General features: G+C 64.8%; 14 protein-coding genes. 8 read left to right on the top strand and 6 right to left on the bottom strand.

Annotation, left to right across the window (positions count from 1 at the left end; all coding sequences use genetic code 11):
• The first annotated feature begins 37 nt into the window (after positions 1-37).
• The 5 genes from IRI77_RS37980 (at position 38) to IRI77_RS11295 (ending at position 6,145) form a co-directional block, all read left to right on the top strand.
• The gene (locus tag IRI77_RS37980) at positions 38-772 is read left to right on the top strand and encodes a PEP-CTERM sorting domain-containing protein (protein WP_228486687.1); all 735 of its coding nucleotides are present in this window, start codon (positions 38-40) and stop codon (positions 770-772) included.
• A 173-nt stretch (positions 773-945) separates the two neighbouring features.
• Entirely contained in the window at positions 946-4,209 is a 3,264-nt protein-coding gene (locus IRI77_RS11310) for a TonB-dependent receptor (RefSeq protein WP_228486686.1), read from the top strand.
• A 15-nt stretch (positions 4,210-4,224) separates the two neighbouring features.
• Positions 4,225-4,506, top strand: a complete 282-nt coding sequence (locus IRI77_RS11305) for a peroxidase (protein WP_228486685.1) — start codon at positions 4,225-4,227, stop codon at positions 4,504-4,506.
• A gap of 30 nt (positions 4,507-4,536) precedes the next feature.
• A complete protein-coding gene (locus tag IRI77_RS11300; protein WP_228486684.1) occupies positions 4,537-4,872 on the top strand; it encodes a carboxymuconolactone decarboxylase family protein in 336 nt (111 codons plus the stop codon).
• Positions 4,859-6,145, top strand: coding sequence for an MFS transporter (locus IRI77_RS11295; RefSeq protein WP_194452169.1), 1,287 nt, complete (start codon positions 4,859-4,861; stop codon positions 6,143-6,145). Before IRI77_RS11300 ends, IRI77_RS11295 begins: the two co-directional genes overlap by 14 nt.
• 9 nt (positions 6,146-6,154) lie before the next feature.
• Here the strand turns inward: IRI77_RS11295 and IRI77_RS11290 are convergent, their stop codons facing one another.
• Positions 6,155-7,069: a MauE/DoxX family redox-associated membrane protein gene (locus IRI77_RS11290; protein WP_194452168.1), complete on the bottom strand. Its 915-nt coding sequence runs from the start codon at positions 7,067-7,069 to the stop codon at positions 6,155-6,157.
• 10 nt (positions 7,070-7,079) lie between these two features.
• On the opposite strand from IRI77_RS11290, the gene IRI77_RS11285 reads away from it, so the two are divergent.
• The 3 genes from IRI77_RS11285 to IRI77_RS11275 are packed head-to-tail and all read left to right on the top strand — an operon-like array spanning position 7,080 to position 10,909.
• Entirely contained in the window at positions 7,080-8,711 is a 1,632-nt protein-coding gene (locus IRI77_RS11285; protein WP_194452167.1) for an amidohydrolase, read from the top strand.
• Positions 8,708-9,235: a hypothetical protein gene (locus IRI77_RS11280; RefSeq protein WP_194452166.1), complete on the top strand. Its 528-nt coding sequence runs from the start codon at positions 8,708-8,710 to the stop codon at positions 9,233-9,235. Before IRI77_RS11285 ends, IRI77_RS11280 begins: the two co-directional genes overlap by 4 nt.
• Positions 9,236-9,283: 48 nt before the next feature.
• Complete coding sequence (locus IRI77_RS11275) at positions 9,284-10,909, top strand: M20/M25/M40 family metallo-hydrolase (RefSeq protein ID WP_194452165.1); 1,626 nt, start codon at positions 9,284-9,286, stop codon at positions 10,907-10,909.
• 3 nt (positions 10,910-10,912) lie between these two features.
• Here the strand turns inward: IRI77_RS11275 and IRI77_RS11270 are convergent, their stop codons facing one another.
• The 5 genes from IRI77_RS11270 to IRI77_RS38340 form a co-directional block, all read right to left on the bottom strand.
• A complete protein-coding gene (locus tag IRI77_RS11270) occupies positions 10,913-12,406 on the bottom strand; it encodes a sulfatase family protein (RefSeq protein ID WP_194452164.1) in 1,494 nt (497 codons plus the stop codon).
• Positions 12,407-12,415: 9 nt separating this feature from the next.
• Entirely contained in the window at positions 12,416-13,672 is a 1,257-nt protein-coding gene (gene hemL / locus IRI77_RS11265) for a glutamate-1-semialdehyde 2,1-aminomutase (protein WP_194452163.1), read from the bottom strand.
• A gap of 3 nt (positions 13,673-13,675) precedes the next feature.
• Positions 13,676-14,854 (bottom strand): NAD(P)/FAD-dependent oxidoreductase, encoded by a 1,179-nt coding sequence (locus tag IRI77_RS11260; protein WP_194452162.1) that lies wholly within the window; start codon positions 14,852-14,854, stop codon positions 13,676-13,678.
• Positions 14,851-15,288, bottom strand: a complete 438-nt coding sequence (locus tag IRI77_RS11255; protein ID WP_194452161.1) for a hypothetical protein — start codon at positions 15,286-15,288, stop codon at positions 14,851-14,853. Before IRI77_RS11255 ends, IRI77_RS11260 begins: the two co-directional genes overlap by 4 nt.
• 72 nt (positions 15,289-15,360) lie before the next feature.
• Complete coding sequence (locus tag IRI77_RS38340) at positions 15,361-18,750, bottom strand: SBBP repeat-containing protein (RefSeq protein WP_194452160.1); 3,390 nt, start codon at positions 18,748-18,750, stop codon at positions 15,361-15,363.
• Positions 18,751-18,832 lie beyond the last annotated feature (82 nt).

Raw genomic sequence — 18,832 nt, 5'->3', positions numbered from 1 at the left:
GGGCAAACAAAGACACTACCTCATGGAGGGGAAGTAAATGAAATCTAATGGTCTGCGAAGAGTCTCTGCTCTTTGCGTTACAGCGTTTGCGCTTGCATCGGTCGCGCAGGGCGCGAGCATCACCGGTCAAGCGGGCTTTCTGGGTGGTGCGCTGGGCACCTGGTCCGTGCAGTTCAACTCCGGTGACCCCGCTGTCACACTGGAACAGCTGGTTATTACACTGCCTGCTACCTATAAGTTCGACACACAGGGTGGCGGATTTGGGTACTTGCTGTCCCAGGATTTCGTGAAGCTCACTGGTGGGGCCACCGCCACAGGGCTGACGCCGAACACCGCGGCGAGCCGCGACGGTTCCGGTGCCCTCACAATCGTTTTCTCCGGCTTCAACACCGCCTCCGGCGCGTTCACTTTTGATATCGACGTGGACGGAACAACGACACTGCAGCCCACCAACAATTGCGCCGGCAAAAGCGGCATCGCGCTGGCCCAGTGCATCGCGTCAAACGTTCCGATCAACGCCGCGAATCTCATCGCTTCCACCGCCGCCTCGCTCGTGGATGGCACGGAGATTGCCGGCACAACCATTGCCGCAACCTTCGGCCGGCCCGGCCTGAATCCCCTGACGCTCCACACTGTTCTGTCGAGGACCGGTACCCTCACGGCCCAGGGCTCGTTCAGCGGGACGATGGTTCCCGAACCCGGCACCTACGGCCTGATGGGCACTGGTCTCCTCGGGTTGCTCTGGGCGGCTCGCCGCCGTCGCCGCAGCTAGTCTGCCGCCAACTCCAAACCTCATATAAACGAGCCGTGGCTGCCCCGCCACGGCTCGTTTTCTTTTGGGTCCTGTCGCCCGCCATCCCCACTACACACTAGTAGAAACCGCATATTGCTGATTCTGATCCATCCCGTGTAGTATCAGACCCATTGCTTCGCTGGGTTCCATCAATGACATCCTTCTGGTCCAGGTCTGCTTATTTCATTTGTCTCTCCCTGTTCACTGCCGCGTGGGGGCAAGACCCTACCGGAGTGGTGGAGGGCCGCGTCATGGACCGGTCCGGGAGTATGCTGGGCAACGCGCACGTTGCCGTGAGGAACCTGACGACGGGCCTCGTCCAGGAGACGATCTCGTCGCAAGGCGGGCTGTTCCGGTTTCCGCCGCTGCCGGTGGGGACTTACACGCTGACGGCCGAGGCTCCACAGTTCTCGAAGTATACACAGACGCCGGTCCAGGTAAACGTTAGCAGCACGCTGCGCGTGGACATCGAGCTGGATCTGGCCAGCGTACACGAAACGGTGACGGTGACCGGCGATGCGCAGGTGGTAGACACCACCACCAACACACTGGGCAAGGTGGTGAGCGGACGGGAAGTGCTGGACCTGCCTTTGAACGGCCGCAACTTCACGCAGTTGGGACTGCTGCAGACCGGCGTGGCTCCGCTAACCGCCGGTGTGGCGACCGCGGGCGGCTCGCTGCGGCAGGGGCAGGCCTACGCCGTGAACGGCATGCGTCCGGAGTCGAATCTCTACCTGCTGGATGGGGCACAGAACATCAACCGCATGGACGGCGGGTATGCGCTGAAGATCCCAGTGGACGCGATTGCGGAGTTCCGGATCCTGACGCAAAGCGCTCCGCCGGAGTACGGCGGCACGAGCGGAGCGACCACAAGTGTCGTAACTCGGTCCGGCGGGAATCAGTTTCATGGTGGCGTGTATGAGTTCCTGCGCAACGACAGGCTGGACGCCCGCAACTTCTTCTCCCAGGACGTGGAGCCGCTGAAGCAGAACCAGTTCGGCGGGACGGTGGGTGGTCCTTTGAAGAAGGACAAGCTGTTCTTCTTCGGCTACTACGAAGGGTTCCGGAACAAGCAGGGCTTTACGAACTCGGCCACGGTACCGACGGCGCAGCAGCACAACGGCGACTTCTCCGACCTGGGCGTGCAACTGATCAATTTCGCGGCGGGCGGCGTGCCCATTCCGGGCAACAAGATTCCGGTGCAGGCCCTGAATCCGGTGGCCCTGAATGTGGTCAATCTCTATCCCATTGGGAACATCTCGCCGTCGATCTACCGGGCGACGGTGGTGGCTACGAACTTCTTCGACCAGGCGGGTGGGCGCGTGGACCTGGTGGCCACGGCGAAGGACCAGCTTTCGGTCCGGTATTCTTTCTCGGGCGGCTACGACATCAATCCGATCTCGGTGCGCGGGTCAGAGGTGCCGGGCTTCCCGACGCGCAATGACATCACCACGCACTCGGCGGCACTGGCCAGCACGCACGTGTTCACGCCGGCGCTGAGCAACTCCCTGCGCCTGACCTTCTTCCGCTACAGCTTCGATTTCGATACGCGCCTGAACCGGACGCCACCCAGCGCTTTGGGGTTCAAATACAACTCGGCTTCCGACCTGGGGCAGGGGCCGCCGTTCTTCAACATCAGCGGCTACTCGCCCATCGGCGGCGCCATCACGGGGCCGCGCGATTCCGTGCAGAACAGCTATGAGGTGCAGGAGGGGCTGTCCTGGTTCCGCGGCGCCCACTCGCTGAAGTTCGGCGGCGGGTTTGTCCGGACCCAATTGAACATGTTCCAGGCTATTGCTCCGAACGCGTTTTACGTCTTTGCCTCGACCTTCCCGACGAACAATGCCATCGCGAACCTGCTGCTGGGCGGGCCTGTGACGTTCTACCAGGGCCTGGGCGACTTCCATCGCGGGCTGCGCATGTGGGGCACGAACCTCTACGCGCAGGACGAGTGGCGGCTCTCGCGGCACTTCACGTTGAACTACGGCGTGCGCTACGAGCGGCTGAACCCGATCAGGGAATTGCGGCAGCGGGTGAACGCGTTTGTGCCGGGCGTGCAGTCGACGGTACGGCCGGACGCTCCGAAGGGGCTGCTGTTCCCGGGCGATCGCGGCATTGCGGAAGGGATTGCGCAGAGCTACAACGGCTGGATGCCGCGAGTGGGTTTTGCCTGGGATCCGACGGGGCAGGGCGTGTGGTCGGTGCGTTCCAGTTACGGGTTGTTCTATGACCAGTTCCAGAACGGCTCGGGCACGGCCTCGCAGGGGCCGGTGAGTTCGCTGCCGTGGGCGCAGTTCAATCAATACAGCGGAACCGGCCTGAACTTCGCGGATCCGTATGCCGGGCGGGTTTACCCTCCGGCTGACACGTTTGTCCGGCCGTCCACCGTGTTTGCGATTGACCCGACGGCGCGTCCGCCTTATGCGCAGAACTGGAACCTGAGCGTGCAGAGGTCGCTGTGGTCGCAGTACCTGGTGGAGGTGCGGTATGTGGGTTCGAAGGGCACCCGGCTGCCGCGCAACATCGAAGCGAACCCGGCGGTGTATGGACCCGGGGCTACGGCCCAGAATGCCGACCGACGGCGGGTATATGCGAACTGCCCGGCCGATGGCGGTTCGTGCGACTTCTCGACCATCGCGATGCTTTCCAACATCACGAATTCGACCTATCATGCGGCGCAGGCGAGCCTCTCGCGGCGCTACAACGGCGGCTTCGGGTTCAACGTCTCCTACTGGTATTCGAAGTCGCTGGATTACCTGTCGGCGATGAATCTGTCGGGTGCCGCGGCCAAGCCGCTTTCGGGCGAGAACGACCTGGCGCAGAATCCGTTCAACCTGGCGGCGGAGCACGGGCCGTCGCTGTTCGATGCCCGGCAGCGGTTCGTCGCCAGCGGAAGCTGGGAGCCGAAGGTCCGCAAGAGCGCTCCGGCCGCCATGCGGCATGCCGTGAACGGCTGGCAGTTGAACCTGATCGCGATTCACAATACGGCGACGCCGTTCACCATTTCCGACTCGACCAACGTGTCGCTGCAGGCGAACAGCCCGCCGATCTCCGGGTTCGCGGCGAGCCGTCCGGACGCGGTGAGCGATCCGAATGCGGGTCCGCACACGGTGGATGAGTGGATGAGCCGGTCGGCGTTTGCGCGGCTGAACCCGGTGACGCAGGCAGGCCAGTTTGGGAATGCGGGCCGCAATACGGGCCGGGGCCCGGCGGTGACGAACTTCGACGTATCGCTGGTGCGCAATTTCCGGCTGACTGAGGCGATGCGGCTGCAGTTCCGTGCGGAGTCGTTCAACGTGGCGAATCATGCCAACTTCGGCCTGCCGGTATCGGATCTGAATTCGACGAATTTCGGGCGCATCTTCAGCGCGGCTCCGCCGAGGCTGATGCAGTTTGCGCTGAAGCTGAACTTCTAGAGTGAGGGGCGAGCGATGAGCGATTCCGAGAAGCCGAAGTCTCCAATGGAGCCGATGTTCCTGCCTGGGGTGGAGAACAACCCCCAGCCGAGCGCCTACCTGGACAGCATCCGCATGATGCAGGCGTCGGGCGCGGAGTATCCGCAGATCTGGCACATGTTCGCGTTCAGGGCGGAGGCAACGACGCACCTGGCGCGCTTCACGCAGGAGATGCTGCGCGAGCCGGGCCCGCTGAGCCCGGGCGTGCGCGAGCTGATTGCGGCCTATACGTCGGCGCGCAATCACTGCCCGTTTTGACTGAAGTCGCACGCCGCGGTCGCGGCGGTTTTGCTGGAGCAGGAACGCCCGGGGCTGCAGGGCGAGGCGTTCGTCGAGAGTCTGATTCGTGACCTCGAGACGTCGCAGCTGGATGCCAGGGAGAAGGAGTTGTTCCGTTTCGTCGACAAGGTGAACCATCAATCGCCGCACATCACGGCGGCGGATATGGCGCCGCTGCACGCGGTGGGCTACGACGACGAAGCGATCTACTACGCCATCACGGTATGCGCGCTGTTCAACTTCTATAACCGCTGGATCGATGCCAGCGGGGTGCACGCGTTGTCGGACGAAGCGCACCGCATGGGCGGAAAGAGGTCGGCTGGAATGGGCTATGTCAGAAAGTAGAATGAGCGGCGAAGGCTCGGCCGGCTATCCTGGCTGGCGGGTGGTGTTTGCGTCATCCGTCGGGGTGCTGACGGGTTTCGCGTCGCTGCTGGTGTATACGTTCGGGATCTTCCTGAAGCCGTTGAGCGCGGAGTTTGGCTGGTCCAGGGAGGCGGTGTCGATGGCGTTCGGCTTTGCGGCGCTGACGGTGGCAGTCTGCTCGCCGGTGCTGGGTCGGCTGTTGGACCGGTATGGGCCGCGGCGTGTGATTGTGCCCTGCGTGACCGTGTTCGCGCTGGCCTTCGGCGCGTTGTCCCTGCTGAGCTCGCACCTGTGGCACCTCTACGCGATGTTTGTGTTGATTGGCGCCGTGGGCAACGGCACGGCCATGCTTTCGTACGCTCGAGCGATCAGCAGCTGGTTCGACCAGCGGCGCGGCCTCGCGCTGGCGTTGATGCTGACGGGCGGAACGGTGGGCGCCGTGGCGTGGCCTCCGGCGGCCCAGGCGTTGATCCTGCACTTCGGCTGGCGGTGGGCGTTTGCGGTGCTGGGGGGCCTGGTGCTGCTGGTGGGGCTGCCGACGGTGGCGACCATGGTGCGCGAGAATCCGGCTTCGCGCAAGCCAAGTGGAGACGCCCAGACCGGCGTCGAGTGGGCCGAGGGCTTGAAGTCGAGGGCGTTCTGGATCCTGGCGGTGGTGTTGTTCCTGGCGTCGATCAGCCAGAACGGGACGATTACGCATCTGCCCGCGCTGTTGACGGACCGGGGCGTGGATTCGAGCCGGGCCGCGCTGGCGGTGTCCGCGATGGGCGTGGCTGCCTTCCTGGGCCGCATGATTACAGGATGGCTGCTGGACCGCTTTCCCGCGCCGCGCGTGGGGTTTGTCCTGCTGGCCCTGGCAGCGGGCGGCGTGTTTGTGATGGCGAGCGCACGGACGCTGGAGACCGGGATCGTGGCCGCGGTCCTGATTGGGTTCGGGATGGGCGGAGAGGCGGACGTCACTCCGTTCCTGCTGTCGCGGTATTTCGGACTGCGGTCGTTTTCGACGCTGTACGGGCTGACGTGGACCTCGTATGCAATCGCGGGCGCGATTGGACCGATCCTGATGGGCCGCGCGTTCGATTCGTCCTCATCCTACGGCGGGATGATTGTGAAGCTGGCGGTACTCACCGTGGGAGCGGCGGCGCTGATGCTCTTCTTGCCGGCACTGCCGGAGAGCCGGGCGAAGCAGCCGGAGACGAGACTGCCGGGACCGCTGCTGACGGCTGAGGAGCCCGTGCCGCCGGTTGGTTGAGCGGATGGTTTAAGGCAGCCAGCCGATCTTCTTGAGGCCCGCGACAGGGTCCTTTTCGTCGAAGAACGGATAAGCGCCCACCTGCCGGCCGCGTTCGAGGGCGACGCCGTAGGGCGGATCGGTCTTAAACGCAAAGGTCTGGCGCAGGACGTTGATGTCCGGGGAGATGCCGGCTTTGAGGCCGGTGTCCTTCAGGAAGCTTTCCGAGTATTGGGGATGCACCGTGGGGACGACCACCACCTTGACGTCCTTCCAGGTGTACTTGGACATCTGCTGGGCGGCGGCGAAGCAGTGCATGCATTCCGGATCAAAGAAGAAGAGGAAGACGCGCCCTTGGGCGGTGGTGAAGGCCTTACCATCCACCGTGATCTGGGCCGGAGCCTTGGTGCCGGTCTGGCGGGCGGCCGTGACGCCGAAGATTGCGCCTGCAAAGACGACGATCGCGCAGAGCACCATGGTAGCCTGCTTGAGGCTATAAGAGGCGATGGACCAGCGCCCGGCAGCGACAGCCAGAAGGAGCATGGCCGCATCGCTGATGAAGAAACCGGGTCCGACGACGCGCTTCAACCAGGGGAAGCAGCTGCAATCGGCACCCTGCAGTTGCTGGTAGAAGACGGCGAAGTAGACCAGGAAGGCCACCAGCATGAGGCCGCTGAGCCAGGCGCCCCATCTGCGCCAGCGGGGGACCAGGAGCATGATGCCGCTCCACACCTCGGCGACACCGGCGGCCAGGGCGGTGGCCATCGCGAGCTGTGTGGGAATGAGGGCCTGCACCATGCGGGTTTCGGTGGCGAACGGATCGCTGAGTTTCCAGACGCCGGCGACGAGGAACAACAGGGCCAGCAGGAAGGCGCTAACGGTTCCAACCCAGTACTGCCAAACCGCGGTTTGCAGCGCGGGGGCGGTCATATCCCCGTGTGCCATACTGTCATCCATGCTGCCTATTGTAGCCCTGTTAGGGCTTGTGCTGGTTGTGCCGGCCGTCGCGCAGAAGGCTGATCTGATCGTTGAAAACGCTCGAATTTACACCGTGAACCCTGCGATGCCATCAGCGAAGGCGATCGCCGTGGCCGGGGAGAAGATCCTGGCGGTGGGCGCGGATGTGAGCTCGTATGCCGGGCCGGACACGCGGCGCATCGATGCGCACGGCGCGGCGCTGATTCCGGGTTTGATTGATTCGCACGGCCATATGCGTGGTTTGGGCGGCCTGCTGGAGTCGCGCGACCTGCGGCACGTGAAGACCGTGGCGGAGATCGCGGAGTATGTGAAGCAGCAGGCAACGGGCCGGCCGGCGGGCGAATGGGTGGTGGGCCGGAACTGGGATCAGACCAATTGGGGCGGGGTATTCCCGAGCGCCAAGGATCTGGATGCGGTGGTGGCGGACCGTCCCGTGTTCCTGACTCGGGTGGACGGCCATGCGGGCTGGGCGAACTCGAAGGCGATGGCGCTGGCGGGGATTGACGACAAGACTCCGGATCCGGCGGGCGGCAAGATTCTGCGGGACGCCCAGGGGAAAGCGACCGGCATCCTGGTGGACCGGGCACAGGGCCTGGTGCGGGGGAAGATTCCTCCGCCGACCTTTGCGCAGATCAAGAAACAGTTGGAACTGGCGGTGGCGGAATGTGCTCGGCTGGGCCTGACGGGTGTTCACGATGCAGGCGTCAGCGAAGCCGACCTGCGGGCTTACAAGGAATTGATCGCCGAGGGCAAGATGCCGATGCGGGTGTGGGCGATGATCGGCGGCGAGGGCTTGCTGTGGAAGCAGTATCTGGAGAAGGGTCCGGAGATCGGCAGCTACCTGACGGTGCGGGCGATCAAGCTATATGCGGACGGGGCGCTGGGGTCGCGTGGAGCGGCGCTATGGCAGCCGTATACGGACGACAAGGCGAACTCCGGCCTGATGATGACGACGAAGGAAGACATCGAGCGGGTGGCCAAACAGGCGGCGGCGCGCGGATTCCAGGTGTGTACGCACGCTATTGGCGACCGTGCGAACCGGACGGTGCTGGATGCCTACGCGGCGGCGCTGCAGGGCAAGAACGACAAGCGGTTCCGGGTGGAGCATGCGCAGGTGATCTCGCTGCCGGACTTCCAGCTATTTGCGGACAACTCCGTGATCGCGTCGGTGCAGGCCACGCATGCGACGTCAGACATGCGCTGGATCGATAAGCGGGTGGGCCCGGACCGTGTGGCGGGCGCCTATGCGTGGCAGCGGTTTTTGAAGGCGGGTGTGCCGGTGGCGAATGGCAGCGACTTCCCGGTGGAGGAGCCGAATCCGATGCTGGGGCTGTATGCGGCGATCACTCGGCAGGATGTGACGGGGCAGCCGCCGGGCGGGTGGACTCCGGACCAGCGGATGAGCCGGGCGCAGGCGTTGGAGAGCTGGACGCTGACCGGCGCCTATGCCGCCTTTGAAGAAAAGACCAAGGGTTCGCTGGAAGTGGGCAAGCTGGCAGATTTCGTGATTCTCGATCATGACATCATGACGGCTCCGGTTTTGGATATTGTGAAGACGAAGGTGCGGCTGACCGTGGTTGGGGGCAAGGTAGTGTACGAGCAGAAATGACGAGCCTGTGGCTGGCATTGTTGTTGGCGTCGAAGGGCGCGGCTCCGGTTCCACACAGCGTGACTCTGATCGACGATGCGGTGAAGGTGGGCGCGTCGAAGATCCGCACGCTGGATATTGATTTGCCGGTGGAGCCTGCGCGCATCGTGTGCTCGTTTGAGGTGCTGCAGGGCGGGTCGGGCGTAAGAGTGGTGCTGCTGAAACGCGAAGACGCGCAGCGATGGCTGCGTGGGGAAGCGCACGAGGTGGAGGCGTCCACTCCGTTCGCGCGCGGCGGGGCGTTTTCGCACAAGCCGGCCGAGCCGGACCATTACCAGATCGTGCTGGACAACCGGATGGAGGGCCGCACGGCGGCGGAGGTCCATCTGCTGGTGCGGGTCCTATATGGCGAAGCGGGCAGCGGTCCGGTGCGCGCGGCGGAACCGCGCAGGGGCCAGGTGCTGGTGTGGGGCAGTATGTTGTTGTTTGCGGCAATCGCCGCAACTTTCACATTTCGGTTTAAGCAGAATCTCGACCGCGAATAATCCTCCGTGGGGCGGCTATACTATCCCCATAACCGAGGAGGTCTTTCGATGTTGCTGCGACTAGCTGTGTGCGGCCTGGCGCTTCTTTCCCTCTCAGCCCAGGACCGGGTGGACCTGCAAGTTGTCCAACAGATCAAGGCGGAAGCCTATGAACGATCGAAGGTCATGGAGACGCTGGCGGGGCTGACGGACCGCTACGGGCCGAGGTTGACGGGTTCGCCCGAAGCGCGCGAGGCAGCGGATTGGGCGTCGAAGCGCCTGATCTCGTGGGGCGTGCAGAACGTGCATCTGGAGAAATGGGGTCCGTTTGGCCGGGCCTGGTCAGTGGAGCAGTATGCGGTGGAGATGGTGGAGCCGCGCTATGCGCTATTGACGGCGATGCCGCTGGCGTGGAGTGGGGGGACGAACGGTGCGGTGACGGGCGAAGTGATCCAGGCGGTATTCCGCGACTCCTACAACCCGAAGAAGATGGCCGAGGAGCTGGCGAAGTTCAAGGAAAAGTACAAGGGCAAGCTGCGCGGCAAGGTGGTGCTGCTGAATCCGGTGCAGGACCTGAGCCCGTCGACGCAGGGGCTGGTGAAGCGGTATACGGACGCCGAGTTGGCTGACATGGCCAAGGCCGTGGGGCCCACTGCGAAGGTGGGTTACGATCCGGCGAAGACGGAAGTGCCCGAAGAGCCCGAAAAGCTGGGGCCGTTCTTCAACAGCCTGAACGTGAAGGGGATTGAGACGTTCATCGCGCAGCTCTACGGACTGCGCGGCGAGCGGGCGAAGTTCCTGAAGGATGAAGGCGCCGTGGCCGTGTTTACGGCGGATGGCCGGGCGCGGGATGGGCGTACGGCGGCGGAGCAGGCGGGGCGGCAGGAGGCGGAGTTCCCCATGGGTCCTCCATCGTTTGTCGTGACGGCGGAGCATTACAACCGGCTGGTGCGGCTGGCGGAGAGCGGTACAGCGCCGAAGGTAAGGGTGATGCTGAAGGTGAAGACCGAGGAGAAGGTGGACAGCTTCAACCTGGTGGGCGAGCTGCCGGGCGGCGCGAAGAAGGACGAACTGGTGATGGTGGGCGCGCACTTCGATTCGTGGCATGCGGGCACGGGCGCGACGGACAACGGCGCGGGCAGCGCGGTGATGATGGAAGTGGTGCGGATCCTGAAGTCGCTCAACCTGAAGCTGGACCGTACGGTACGGCTGGTGCTGTGGACGGGTGAGGAGCAGGGGTTGCTGGGTTCGATCGCGTATGTGAAGGAACACTTCGCGGATCCGAAGACGATGCAGTTGACGTCGGAGCACGGGCGGATGAGCGGGTACTTCAACCTGGACAACGGGGCAGGGAAGATCCGCGGCGTCTATGTGGAGAACAACGACGCGATGAAGCCGGTGTTCGAGCAGTGGCTGGCGCCGTTCCGGGACATGGGCGTCAGCACGGTGACCCTGCGGACGACGGGCGGGACGGACCACCTGGCGTTCGATGCCGTGGGGCTGCCGGGGTTCCAGTTCATTCAGGATCCGCTGGACTACGGGTCAGTGACGCATCACGGGAACATGGACGTGTACGACCATGTGCCGGCAGACGATTTGAAGCAGGCCAGCGCGGTGATTGCGTCGGTGGTGTACCACGCAGCCACCCGCGCTGAGATGCTGCCCCGCAAGGCGCTGCCGAAGCCCGCGGAATAAGCGCTACTGGTGTCGGGCCGGGCCTTTGGGCCTGCCGATGAACTGCGGCGGGAAGTCGGCCGGTTTGGCTTTGTCCGGGTTGCGCAGGCTTTGCTGGCTGCCGCCGTCGGGCTGCAGCGGGATGTTCATGCCGCCGGTCTGCTCCAGTACCTCGAAGAGGCGGTTGCGCATTCCGGCTGCGATCGCCTTGTGGTTCTCGCTGTTGATGAGGTTGCGGCTCTCCAGCGGGTCTTCCTGCAGGTCGTAGAGCTCGTCGATATCCCAGACGCCCTGGCAGCGGATGAACTTGTAGCGGTCTCCGCGCAGGGCGTGGACCGTGGGTGTCTGCGGGAAGTTGCGCTCCCAGTAGTACTCGTAGAGCAATTCCTTGCGCCAGCCGGTGGATTCGCCGCGCGCGAGCGGCAGCCAGCTCATGCCATCAAGGCCGGCGGGCGTGGGGGCTCCGCAGGTGTCGAGGACGGTGGGCATGATGTCGAGGCCGGCGACCACCTGATTGACGGTCTTGCCGCCCTGGAAGAGCTCCGGGCAACGGGCGAGCAGGGGCACGCGCATGGATTCCTCATAGGCGGTGCGTTTGTCGATGAGGCCGTGCTCGCCGAAGGCGAAGCCGTTGTCGCCCATGTAGACGACGAGGGTGGAGTCGAGTTCGCCGCGGGATTTGAGGGTGTCGAGCACGCGGCCGACGCTTTCGTCGACGGCCATCAGGGTTTCGGCGTAGCGCTTGTAGTAATCGGCGATGTCGAGCTGGGAGTGGTAGGGGTAGTCGACGCCGTGCCAGGAGTTGCGCTGGTTGCGGACCCACATGGGGCGGTTCTGAGCCATCTCGCCCGTCTCCTGCATGGTGGGCGGATAGATAAACTTGGCGTCCTGGTAGCGGCCCTTGTGGCGAGCGGCGGGTTCGAACTCAGCGTGGACGGCCTTGTGCGACAGGTACATGAAGTAGGGCTGCTGCTTGGGCAGGGAGTTGAGCCAATTTAGCGAGTAGTCGGTGAGCTCGTCGGTGATGTAGCCCTTCTGCGGGACCTTGCGGCCGTTGACGTTCAGGCCGTTCGGGTTGGGCAGATAGGTGCCCTGGCCGAGGAAGCTGACCCATTCGTCGAAGCCGGGCTGGGGCGCGTCGCCGGAGTTGCCCATGTGCCATTTGCCGAAGAAACCGGTCTTGTAGCCGGCCTTCTGGAGATGGGACGGGAAGAACGTGGTGCCCTGGGGGATGGCGGTATTGTTGTCGACGATTTTGTGACGGTGGGCGTAGACGCCGGTGAGGATGGAGGCGCGGCTGGGCGAGCAGAGCGCGGTGGTGACAAAGGCGTTGCGGAAGTGGGCGCCTTCCGAGGCGAGACGGTCGAGTTGGGGTGTCTCCAGCCAGGGCTGGGCTTTGAGGAAGCCCAGGGCGTCGTAGCGGTGATCGTCGCTGAGGATGAAGATCACGTTGCGCGGCTTGGTCGCGTTGTTGAGGCTCATGGCGGCCGCGCCGGCCAGGATTTCTCTACGGGTCATTCCGCTACATTAGCGGAATGACCGGATGGCCTGCACGGTGGCCTCGATTGCTTCGTCGTCGTGGGCGGCGCTGACGAAGCCGGCCTCGAACTGGGACGGGGGCAGATAGACGCCGTTCTCCAGCATGTGGTGGAAGAAGGCGTTGAAGCGCGCGGTGTCGGCGGTCTTGGCGGTGTCCCAGTTGGTGACCGGGCCGGTGCCGAAGAAGAACGTGAACATGGAGCCGACGCGGTTGACGGTGACGCCTTCGGGCGCGGCGGCGGCGATGCGGGCGGCGGCGCGGTCGAGCTGTTGGTAGACGTCCTTGTGGGCCTTGAGGTAGCGGAGCATGGCCAGGCCGGAGGCGACGGCCAGCGGATTGCCGGAGAGCGTGCCGGCCTGGTAGATGTTGCCGGAGGGGGCGACGCGGCTCATGATGTCGGCGCGCCCGCCGTAGGCTGCGATGGGGAGTCCGCCGCCGATGACTTTGCCGAAGGTGGAGAGGTCCGGGCGGATGTCGTAGAGTTCCTGGGCTCCGCCGAAGCTGACGCGGAAGCCGGTCATGACTTCGTCGAAGATGAGCAGGGCGCCGTGCTGGTTGCAGAGGGCCTGCATCGCCTGGAGGTAGCCGGGCAGGGGCGGGACGCAGCCCATGTTGCCGACGACGGGCTCGACGATAACGGCGGCGATTTCGCTGCCGTGGGCGGTGAAGGCGGCCTCGATGGCTTCGACGCTGTTGTAGGGCAGGGCGAGCGTGGTTTCAGCGAAGGCACGGGGGACGCCGGCGGTGTCGGCGATGCCGAGGGTGGCCATGCCGCTGCCGGCCTTGACCAGCAGGGAGTCGACGTGGCCGTGGTAGCAGCCTTCGAACTTGATGGTGAGGTCGCGGCCGGTGAAGCCGCGGGCCACGCGCAGGGCGCTCATGGTGGCTTCGGTGCCCGAGTTCACCAGGCGCACCATCTCCATGGAGGGGACGGCGGTGGAGATCTCTTCGGCGAGCTCGATTTCGCGTTCGGTGGGCGCTCCGAAGCTGGTGCCGGTTTCGAGCACCGCGCGGATGGCGTTCATCACGGGCGGAAAGCAGTGGCCGAGGATCAGCGGGCCCCACGAGCAGACGTAGTCGATGTAGGAGTTGCCGTCCACATCGACCATGCGGCAGCCGGCGCCGCTCTCAATAAAACGGGGCGAGCCGCCGACGCCGCGAAAGGCGCGGACGGGCGAGTTGACGCCTCCGGGGATCAGTTTCCGGGCACGCTCCATCAGCTGGGCGCTTCGTTCAGTGTTCAAGTCTCAGCGTCCTTCCTTGACGACCCGATGACCGAGCATCGAGCCTATGCAGACTTCCAGAAATGTTCCGTTCAGATTGGCCAGCAGGCGGGCTTTGAGGTCGAGGTAGCCCTGGGTGCCGGAGAAGAGGTCCTGTACGATCTCCATCATGCGCGGGCTGCGGCGCATCAGCTCGATCATCCGGGCAGGCACGCTGGAGAACATGATGCGCTGGATGAAGAAGCGCTTGGCGAGGCCGGCGCCGAGGGTAAGATCCTCCATGAACTCGCCGTGGATGAGCGAGCGGTAGAGGGCGGGCCGTTGGGCGGGGTCGTGCTGTTCGTTGAGAATCGATTGGGCGGCGAGGTCGCCGGAGCGGAAGGCGTAGTAGAGGCCTTCGCCGGTGACAGGATCGACCAGGCCGGCGGCGTCTCCCACGGCCATCCAGCCTTCGCCGCTGACGCGGTTGCTGCGCCAGGAGGGGCGCTCGAGGGCGGGGATCATGTGGCCGTAGAATTTGGCGTCCTTGAGGGGGATGCCGTTGTCGAGCATGTACTGCTCCAGCCGGGCCCGCATTTTGGGAGCGGATTCGCCTTTGCCGCAGATGCCCACGGAGAGGTGGCCGCAGCGCGGGAAGACCCAGATGTAGCCCTCGAAGTTGGGGAAGAACTGGATGTCGATGCGGCTGCGTTCGTCCGGGACCCAGTAGCCGAGGGCGTACATGGTGTCGGCGGCCGACCATTCGGTGCCGACATTGCGGAGGGCGTTGCGGGCGCCAGTGGCGACGACGACGAAATCTGCGTCCAGTGCGCCCGCGCGGGTCTTGATCGACCAGCCGCTGCCTTTCCGTTCCAGGCCCGTGACACGGTCCTGCTCGATTTGGACGCCCGCGTCTTCGGCGCGCTTGAGCAGCAGTCCGTTCAGGTCGTAGCGCGAGAAGATGACCAGGGGCTGGGTGAGGCCCATCTGGACCGAGCCGCTGCTGGGCTCGGTCAACACGGCGTCGCTGACCACCTTTTTCGGACGGTCGTTCTCGAGCAGAAACGGGTATCGGGTGTAGGCCTTGAAGGTAATGCCGCCGCCGCAGGGCTTTTCCCAGGCGAGCTTCTCGTCGAGCAGGATGGTGTCGAGGCCGGCTGCCGCTATGCCCGCGGCCGCCATGGAGCCCGCCGGTCCTCCGCCCAGGACGGCGACGCGCTTCACTTCTTCTCCGGCATCTTTCCGGAACCCATCGGCGGATGGTTGGCCGGCATCTCGCCCATGGCCGGCGGTGTGGTGGCGCCGTGAGGGGAGGCAGGCATGGAGCCGGGGTTCATACCGGGCAGGGCCGCGCCGTGGCCGCTATCGGCCTTCTTCTTCACAACCCACTCAGAGCCCTGGCGTTCCAGGGAATAGCGCATCTGCATGCCGGTGGCCGGGTCAGCGCCCTTGGGCTTGAAGGAGACGGAGGCTTCGGCTGTATTGTCCTTGAACGTCACACCGCTGACGGTGATGTCCATGCTGGCCAGCTGTAAGCCGCTGTTCTGGCTCAGGTGCTTGATGATGCCCTGCTTTACGGCTTCATCCGTCTGGATGTTTTTGGAACAGGCGGAGAGCAGTAGTACGGCCAGGGGGACGATCAGTTTCAGGTGTTTCACCCTTTGATTATATAATCGTCCCCTCGCGGGGCCGGGACTCAATCTAGAATCCCGGCTCGCGGGCGGGTTCCATTAACGAACTGCAATGGTTACAGTCTGTGTGCTGTCCTTGCCGCCGATTCTGAGAACAACGGGCACGGCGGGTCCGGGTGTCACTTCATCTGGTACTTTCAGGTTCAGATCCAGGTAGCCGGCGAAGCGGCCGGGGGCGGCTCCGGAATAGTAGACGTCGCAGGGCAGGCCGCCGATGAAGACCTCGACTTTGGCGTCTGGGTGGTGATCGGCGTCGGTGACCAGTTGGCCATCGGCGAGGGCGGGTGTCATGATGCCGGCTCCGGTGGCGTGCAGGATGATGGGGTGGCCGTGCTCGGCGGCGTTGTCGACGGTGTTGGTGGTGCCGTCCTCGTTCTCAGCGCGGGCCTGGCCCTGGCCGGAGCCGTCGGTGGTGAAGAGGCCGGGGGCGGTGGGGGTGAGGGCGACGTCGATTGGCGCGCTGCCGAGGCCGTCGCGGGTGACGACGATGGTGGCGCGGTCGCCGGTGAGGCCGAAGGGGGTGATGGCAGAGATCAGCGTGCCTTCCACCGACTCCAACGGGGCGGGTGTCCCATTGATGGTGACGGAGACGCGGCCCAGGGTGGTGGGCAGTACTTCGGCCGCGGGATCCGGTGTCAGCTTCCCGCTGGCAAAGAGGAAACCGTCTCCCTGCAATAGGATGGGGAGGCCGGGCGCGATGGCCTGCGCGGTCCGTTCCGCCTGGTGGAGGACGGTGGTGAGGACGGGCGGGGTGGCGTTCTTCACGCGCAGGGTGACGGCCACGGGCGTGGTGGCCACGCCGGCCAGCGGCGAGGAGACCTCGATCGCGGTCTTGTATTCACCGGCGACCAGCCCGGTTGCGTCGACCCGGATCAGTAGTTCACCGGCCTTCTGGGGGTTCGGCACCGCCTTGAGCCAGGCGGCATCGGCGGGGACTTTGCCCACGAGCGGCAAGGCTCCGGCGGCGCTGGTGACGGTGACTGTCTTTTCCTGGGTGAGCGGGCCGCCGTCGAGCAGGATGTCGAAGGTCAGGCTGGTCTGCTGGAATGCCGCATCGGCGGACAGGCCTGCGACACGAACCAGCAGGGCGTCGGAGGCGCCGCCGAGATAGCCGGCGCTGGCGCCCGCGAGCGTGCCGGTGAGGTCGCGCGAGGTGGTGTAGCCGCCGACCCAGGCTCCACTGTCGGTGGCCACGACGGCGGTGGCCGAGTCGAGGCCGCTGCCGCCCAGGAGCGTGGTGAGCGCGAAGCCCGGGGCGGTGGGCGAAACCCGGGCCAGGAACATGTCCGTGGAGCCGCCCAGGGGCGCATTGCCGAGACCGCCGGTCACCGGGAATTGCAGGGAACCGGTCCAGCCGGCGGCGGCGAGGGTTCCGCCCGGCTCGATTGCCAGAGACATGCCGATGTCGGCCCCGTCGCCGCCCAGCAGGGTAGAGAACGGCAGGGTGCCCAGGGTGTTGTCGAACGTGGCGACGAAGGCGTCGATCTCACCCGCGATGACTGTCTGCGGCGCGCCGGGAGTGGTGGGGAAATCGGGCGACTCGCTGAAGCCCGTCACGTGGACCGAACCGTCGGGCCCGATGGCCATTCCGAAGATCTCGTCATCGCCGTCGCCGCCCAGGTAAGTGGACTGGAGAATCGACTGCCCGTCCTTGTCGAAGTGCACCACGACTCCATCCGGCGCAAGCTGTCCGCAGGAGTACACGATGTTCTTGTCCAGCGGGTTCAAGGCCAAACCGTAGATGTAGTGGTTGGATAGTTCCGCGGCGGGCTGGGTCCAGGTCTGGCCATAGTTCAGGGATTTGTAGATCCCATAGTCAGTGGCGGCATAGACTACGCCGGGGGCGTTGGTGCCGGCGCGGAATTCATAGACCGTCAAGTATGGCGAGAGCCCGCTCCGCATGGGCTGCCAGGAAGCGCCGCCGTCCGTGCTGCGGTAGGAACCGCTGAAGTAGGAGGACGCGTAAATGGTGCTGGGATTGCTCTCGTCGACGTGGACGGAGGTGTAGATCTCGTCGGAGGGGCCGGCGTTGAGAGGCGTCCACGTCAGGCCGGCGTCGCGACTGCGATAGACAGAGAGATAGCCGGCGGCATAGAGATTGGCTGGCGTCTGCGGATCGACCGAGATTTGAATGATGTAAGGGAAGTACTCGTCAATCCCGGTGTTGGCGTTGTTCCAGGAGTCGCCCCCGTCCGTGCTCTTCATGATGCCGCTGGAACTGGTGGTGGCATAGAGCGTTTTGGGGTTTTGGGGATCGAGGGTGATCTGCCAGGCGTTCTTGGCGAGACCGGAGTTGGCCGCGGACCAGTTGGCGCCGCCGTCGGTGGATTTGAACACGCCGACCGTGGAGGTGGCCACGTAGAGGGTGGTGGGCGTCTTGGGGTCGACAGCCAGGTACTGCGTAGCGGCGGAAGTGAGGCCGGAGTTGGCGGCCTTCCAGGTGAAGCCGCCGTCCGAGGATTTGTAGACCCCTCGCTTTGTCGCCACATAGATCATCTGGGGATTCGAGGGGTCGATGACCATCGATTCCCCCTGAACGCCGCGCATGCCGTCAGCGCCAGGGATCCAGCTGCGGCCGGCGTTGCCGGAGTGCCAGACTCCGGCGCTTTGATGGGACTTCTGAAACGACTTCACCATGGGCAGGTCGCTGGCGGTCGAGGCGCCAGCCAGTTGGAAAGTGCCGTCCGCCAGGCTGGCGATGGCGAAGCCTTTTACCCAGCCGTTGCCGGTGAGCACCGTACTGGAAACCAGGGCCGAGCCGGTCGCATTCAGGCGTGCGATCATGGCGCCGGGTCCACCGGAGAACGCGCCGCGCGAGCCCGCGGCCTGGGTGGGGAAATTCGTAGAGTCCGTATGGCCGGTGATCGCCACGATACCGGCGGCATCGACACTGATGGCCTGCGGATTCTCGTCCTTCGTGCCGCCGAGCAGGGTGCAATAGACGAGACTGCCATCCTTGCCCGACAATTTGGCGACAAAGGCATCGTCGCCGCCCTGGCCAAACCGCTGAAACGCGTTGGACGAAGTGGGGAAATCGGAGGAAGCTGTCCAACCCGTGACATAAACATCGCCTTTGGCGTCTACTGTGACCGCGGTGGCGCTCTCCAATTGTGTGCCGCCCAGGCGCGCGGTCCAGAGAACCGCCGAGCCGTCGGCCTTGAGTTTCTGGACAAATACATCGCCGCGTTCATGCGCGACGGCGCCGGCTGTGGCTTTCAGCTCAGCGGAGGTGGAGTCGCCAGCGACGACCAGATTACCGTCCGCGTCTTTGGCCATGCCATAGATATCGTCGATGGCCGTTCCGCCCAGATAGCCGGGCGCCATAGTCACACCCGTGCCGGAGGCCAGGGGTGTGCGGCCGGGTAGGGACTCGGCGTGATTCCGCAGGCGGTCCCTGCGATTTGTTTCAGAGGTGCGCAAGCCGCGCAAGGCGGCGCGAAGATCCGGGGATTGAGTGGTTTCCGCGAGACGAGCGCGATCAAGGGGAGGGCCAGCCAGGAGAAAAGCCGGC

Source organism: Paludibaculum fermentans (assembly GCF_015277775.1).
GTDB lineage: Bacteria > Acidobacteriota > Terriglobia > Bryobacterales > Bryobacteraceae > Paludibaculum > Paludibaculum fermentans.
Note: the sequence above shows the minus strand (reverse complement) of the source record. Positions and strands in the feature narration are given on the sequence as shown.

Bases quoted from the DNA above. Each gene is read 5' to 3' on its own strand.
- IRI77_RS11280 (WP_194452166.1), top strand. From the start codon at position 8,708: ATGACGAGCCTGTGGCTGGCATTGTTGTTGGCGTCGAAGGGCGCGGCT.
- IRI77_RS11295 (WP_194452169.1), top strand. From the start codon at position 4,859: ATGTCAGAAAGTAGAATGAGCGGCGAAGGCTCGGCCGGCTATCCTGGC.
- IRI77_RS11310 (WP_228486686.1), top strand. From the start codon at position 946: ATGACATCCTTCTGGTCCAGGTCTGCTTATTTCATTTGTCTCTCCCTG.
- IRI77_RS11290 (WP_194452168.1), bottom strand. From the start codon at position 7,069: ATGGCACACGGGGATATGACCGCCCCCGCGCTGCAAACCGCGGTTTGG.
- IRI77_RS11270 (WP_194452164.1), bottom strand. From the start codon at position 12,406: ATGACCCGTAGAGAAATCCTGGCCGGCGCGGCCGCCATGAGCCTCAAC.
- IRI77_RS37980 (WP_228486687.1), top strand. From the start codon at position 38: ATGAAATCTAATGGTCTGCGAAGAGTCTCTGCTCTTTGCGTTACAGCG.
- IRI77_RS11305 (WP_228486685.1), top strand. From the start codon at position 4,225: ATGAGCGATTCCGAGAAGCCGAAGTCTCCAATGGAGCCGATGTTCCTG.
- IRI77_RS11275 (WP_194452165.1), top strand. From the start codon at position 9,284: ATGTTGCTGCGACTAGCTGTGTGCGGCCTGGCGCTTCTTTCCCTCTCA.
- IRI77_RS11285 (WP_194452167.1), top strand. From the start codon at position 7,080: ATGCTGCCTATTGTAGCCCTGTTAGGGCTTGTGCTGGTTGTGCCGGCC.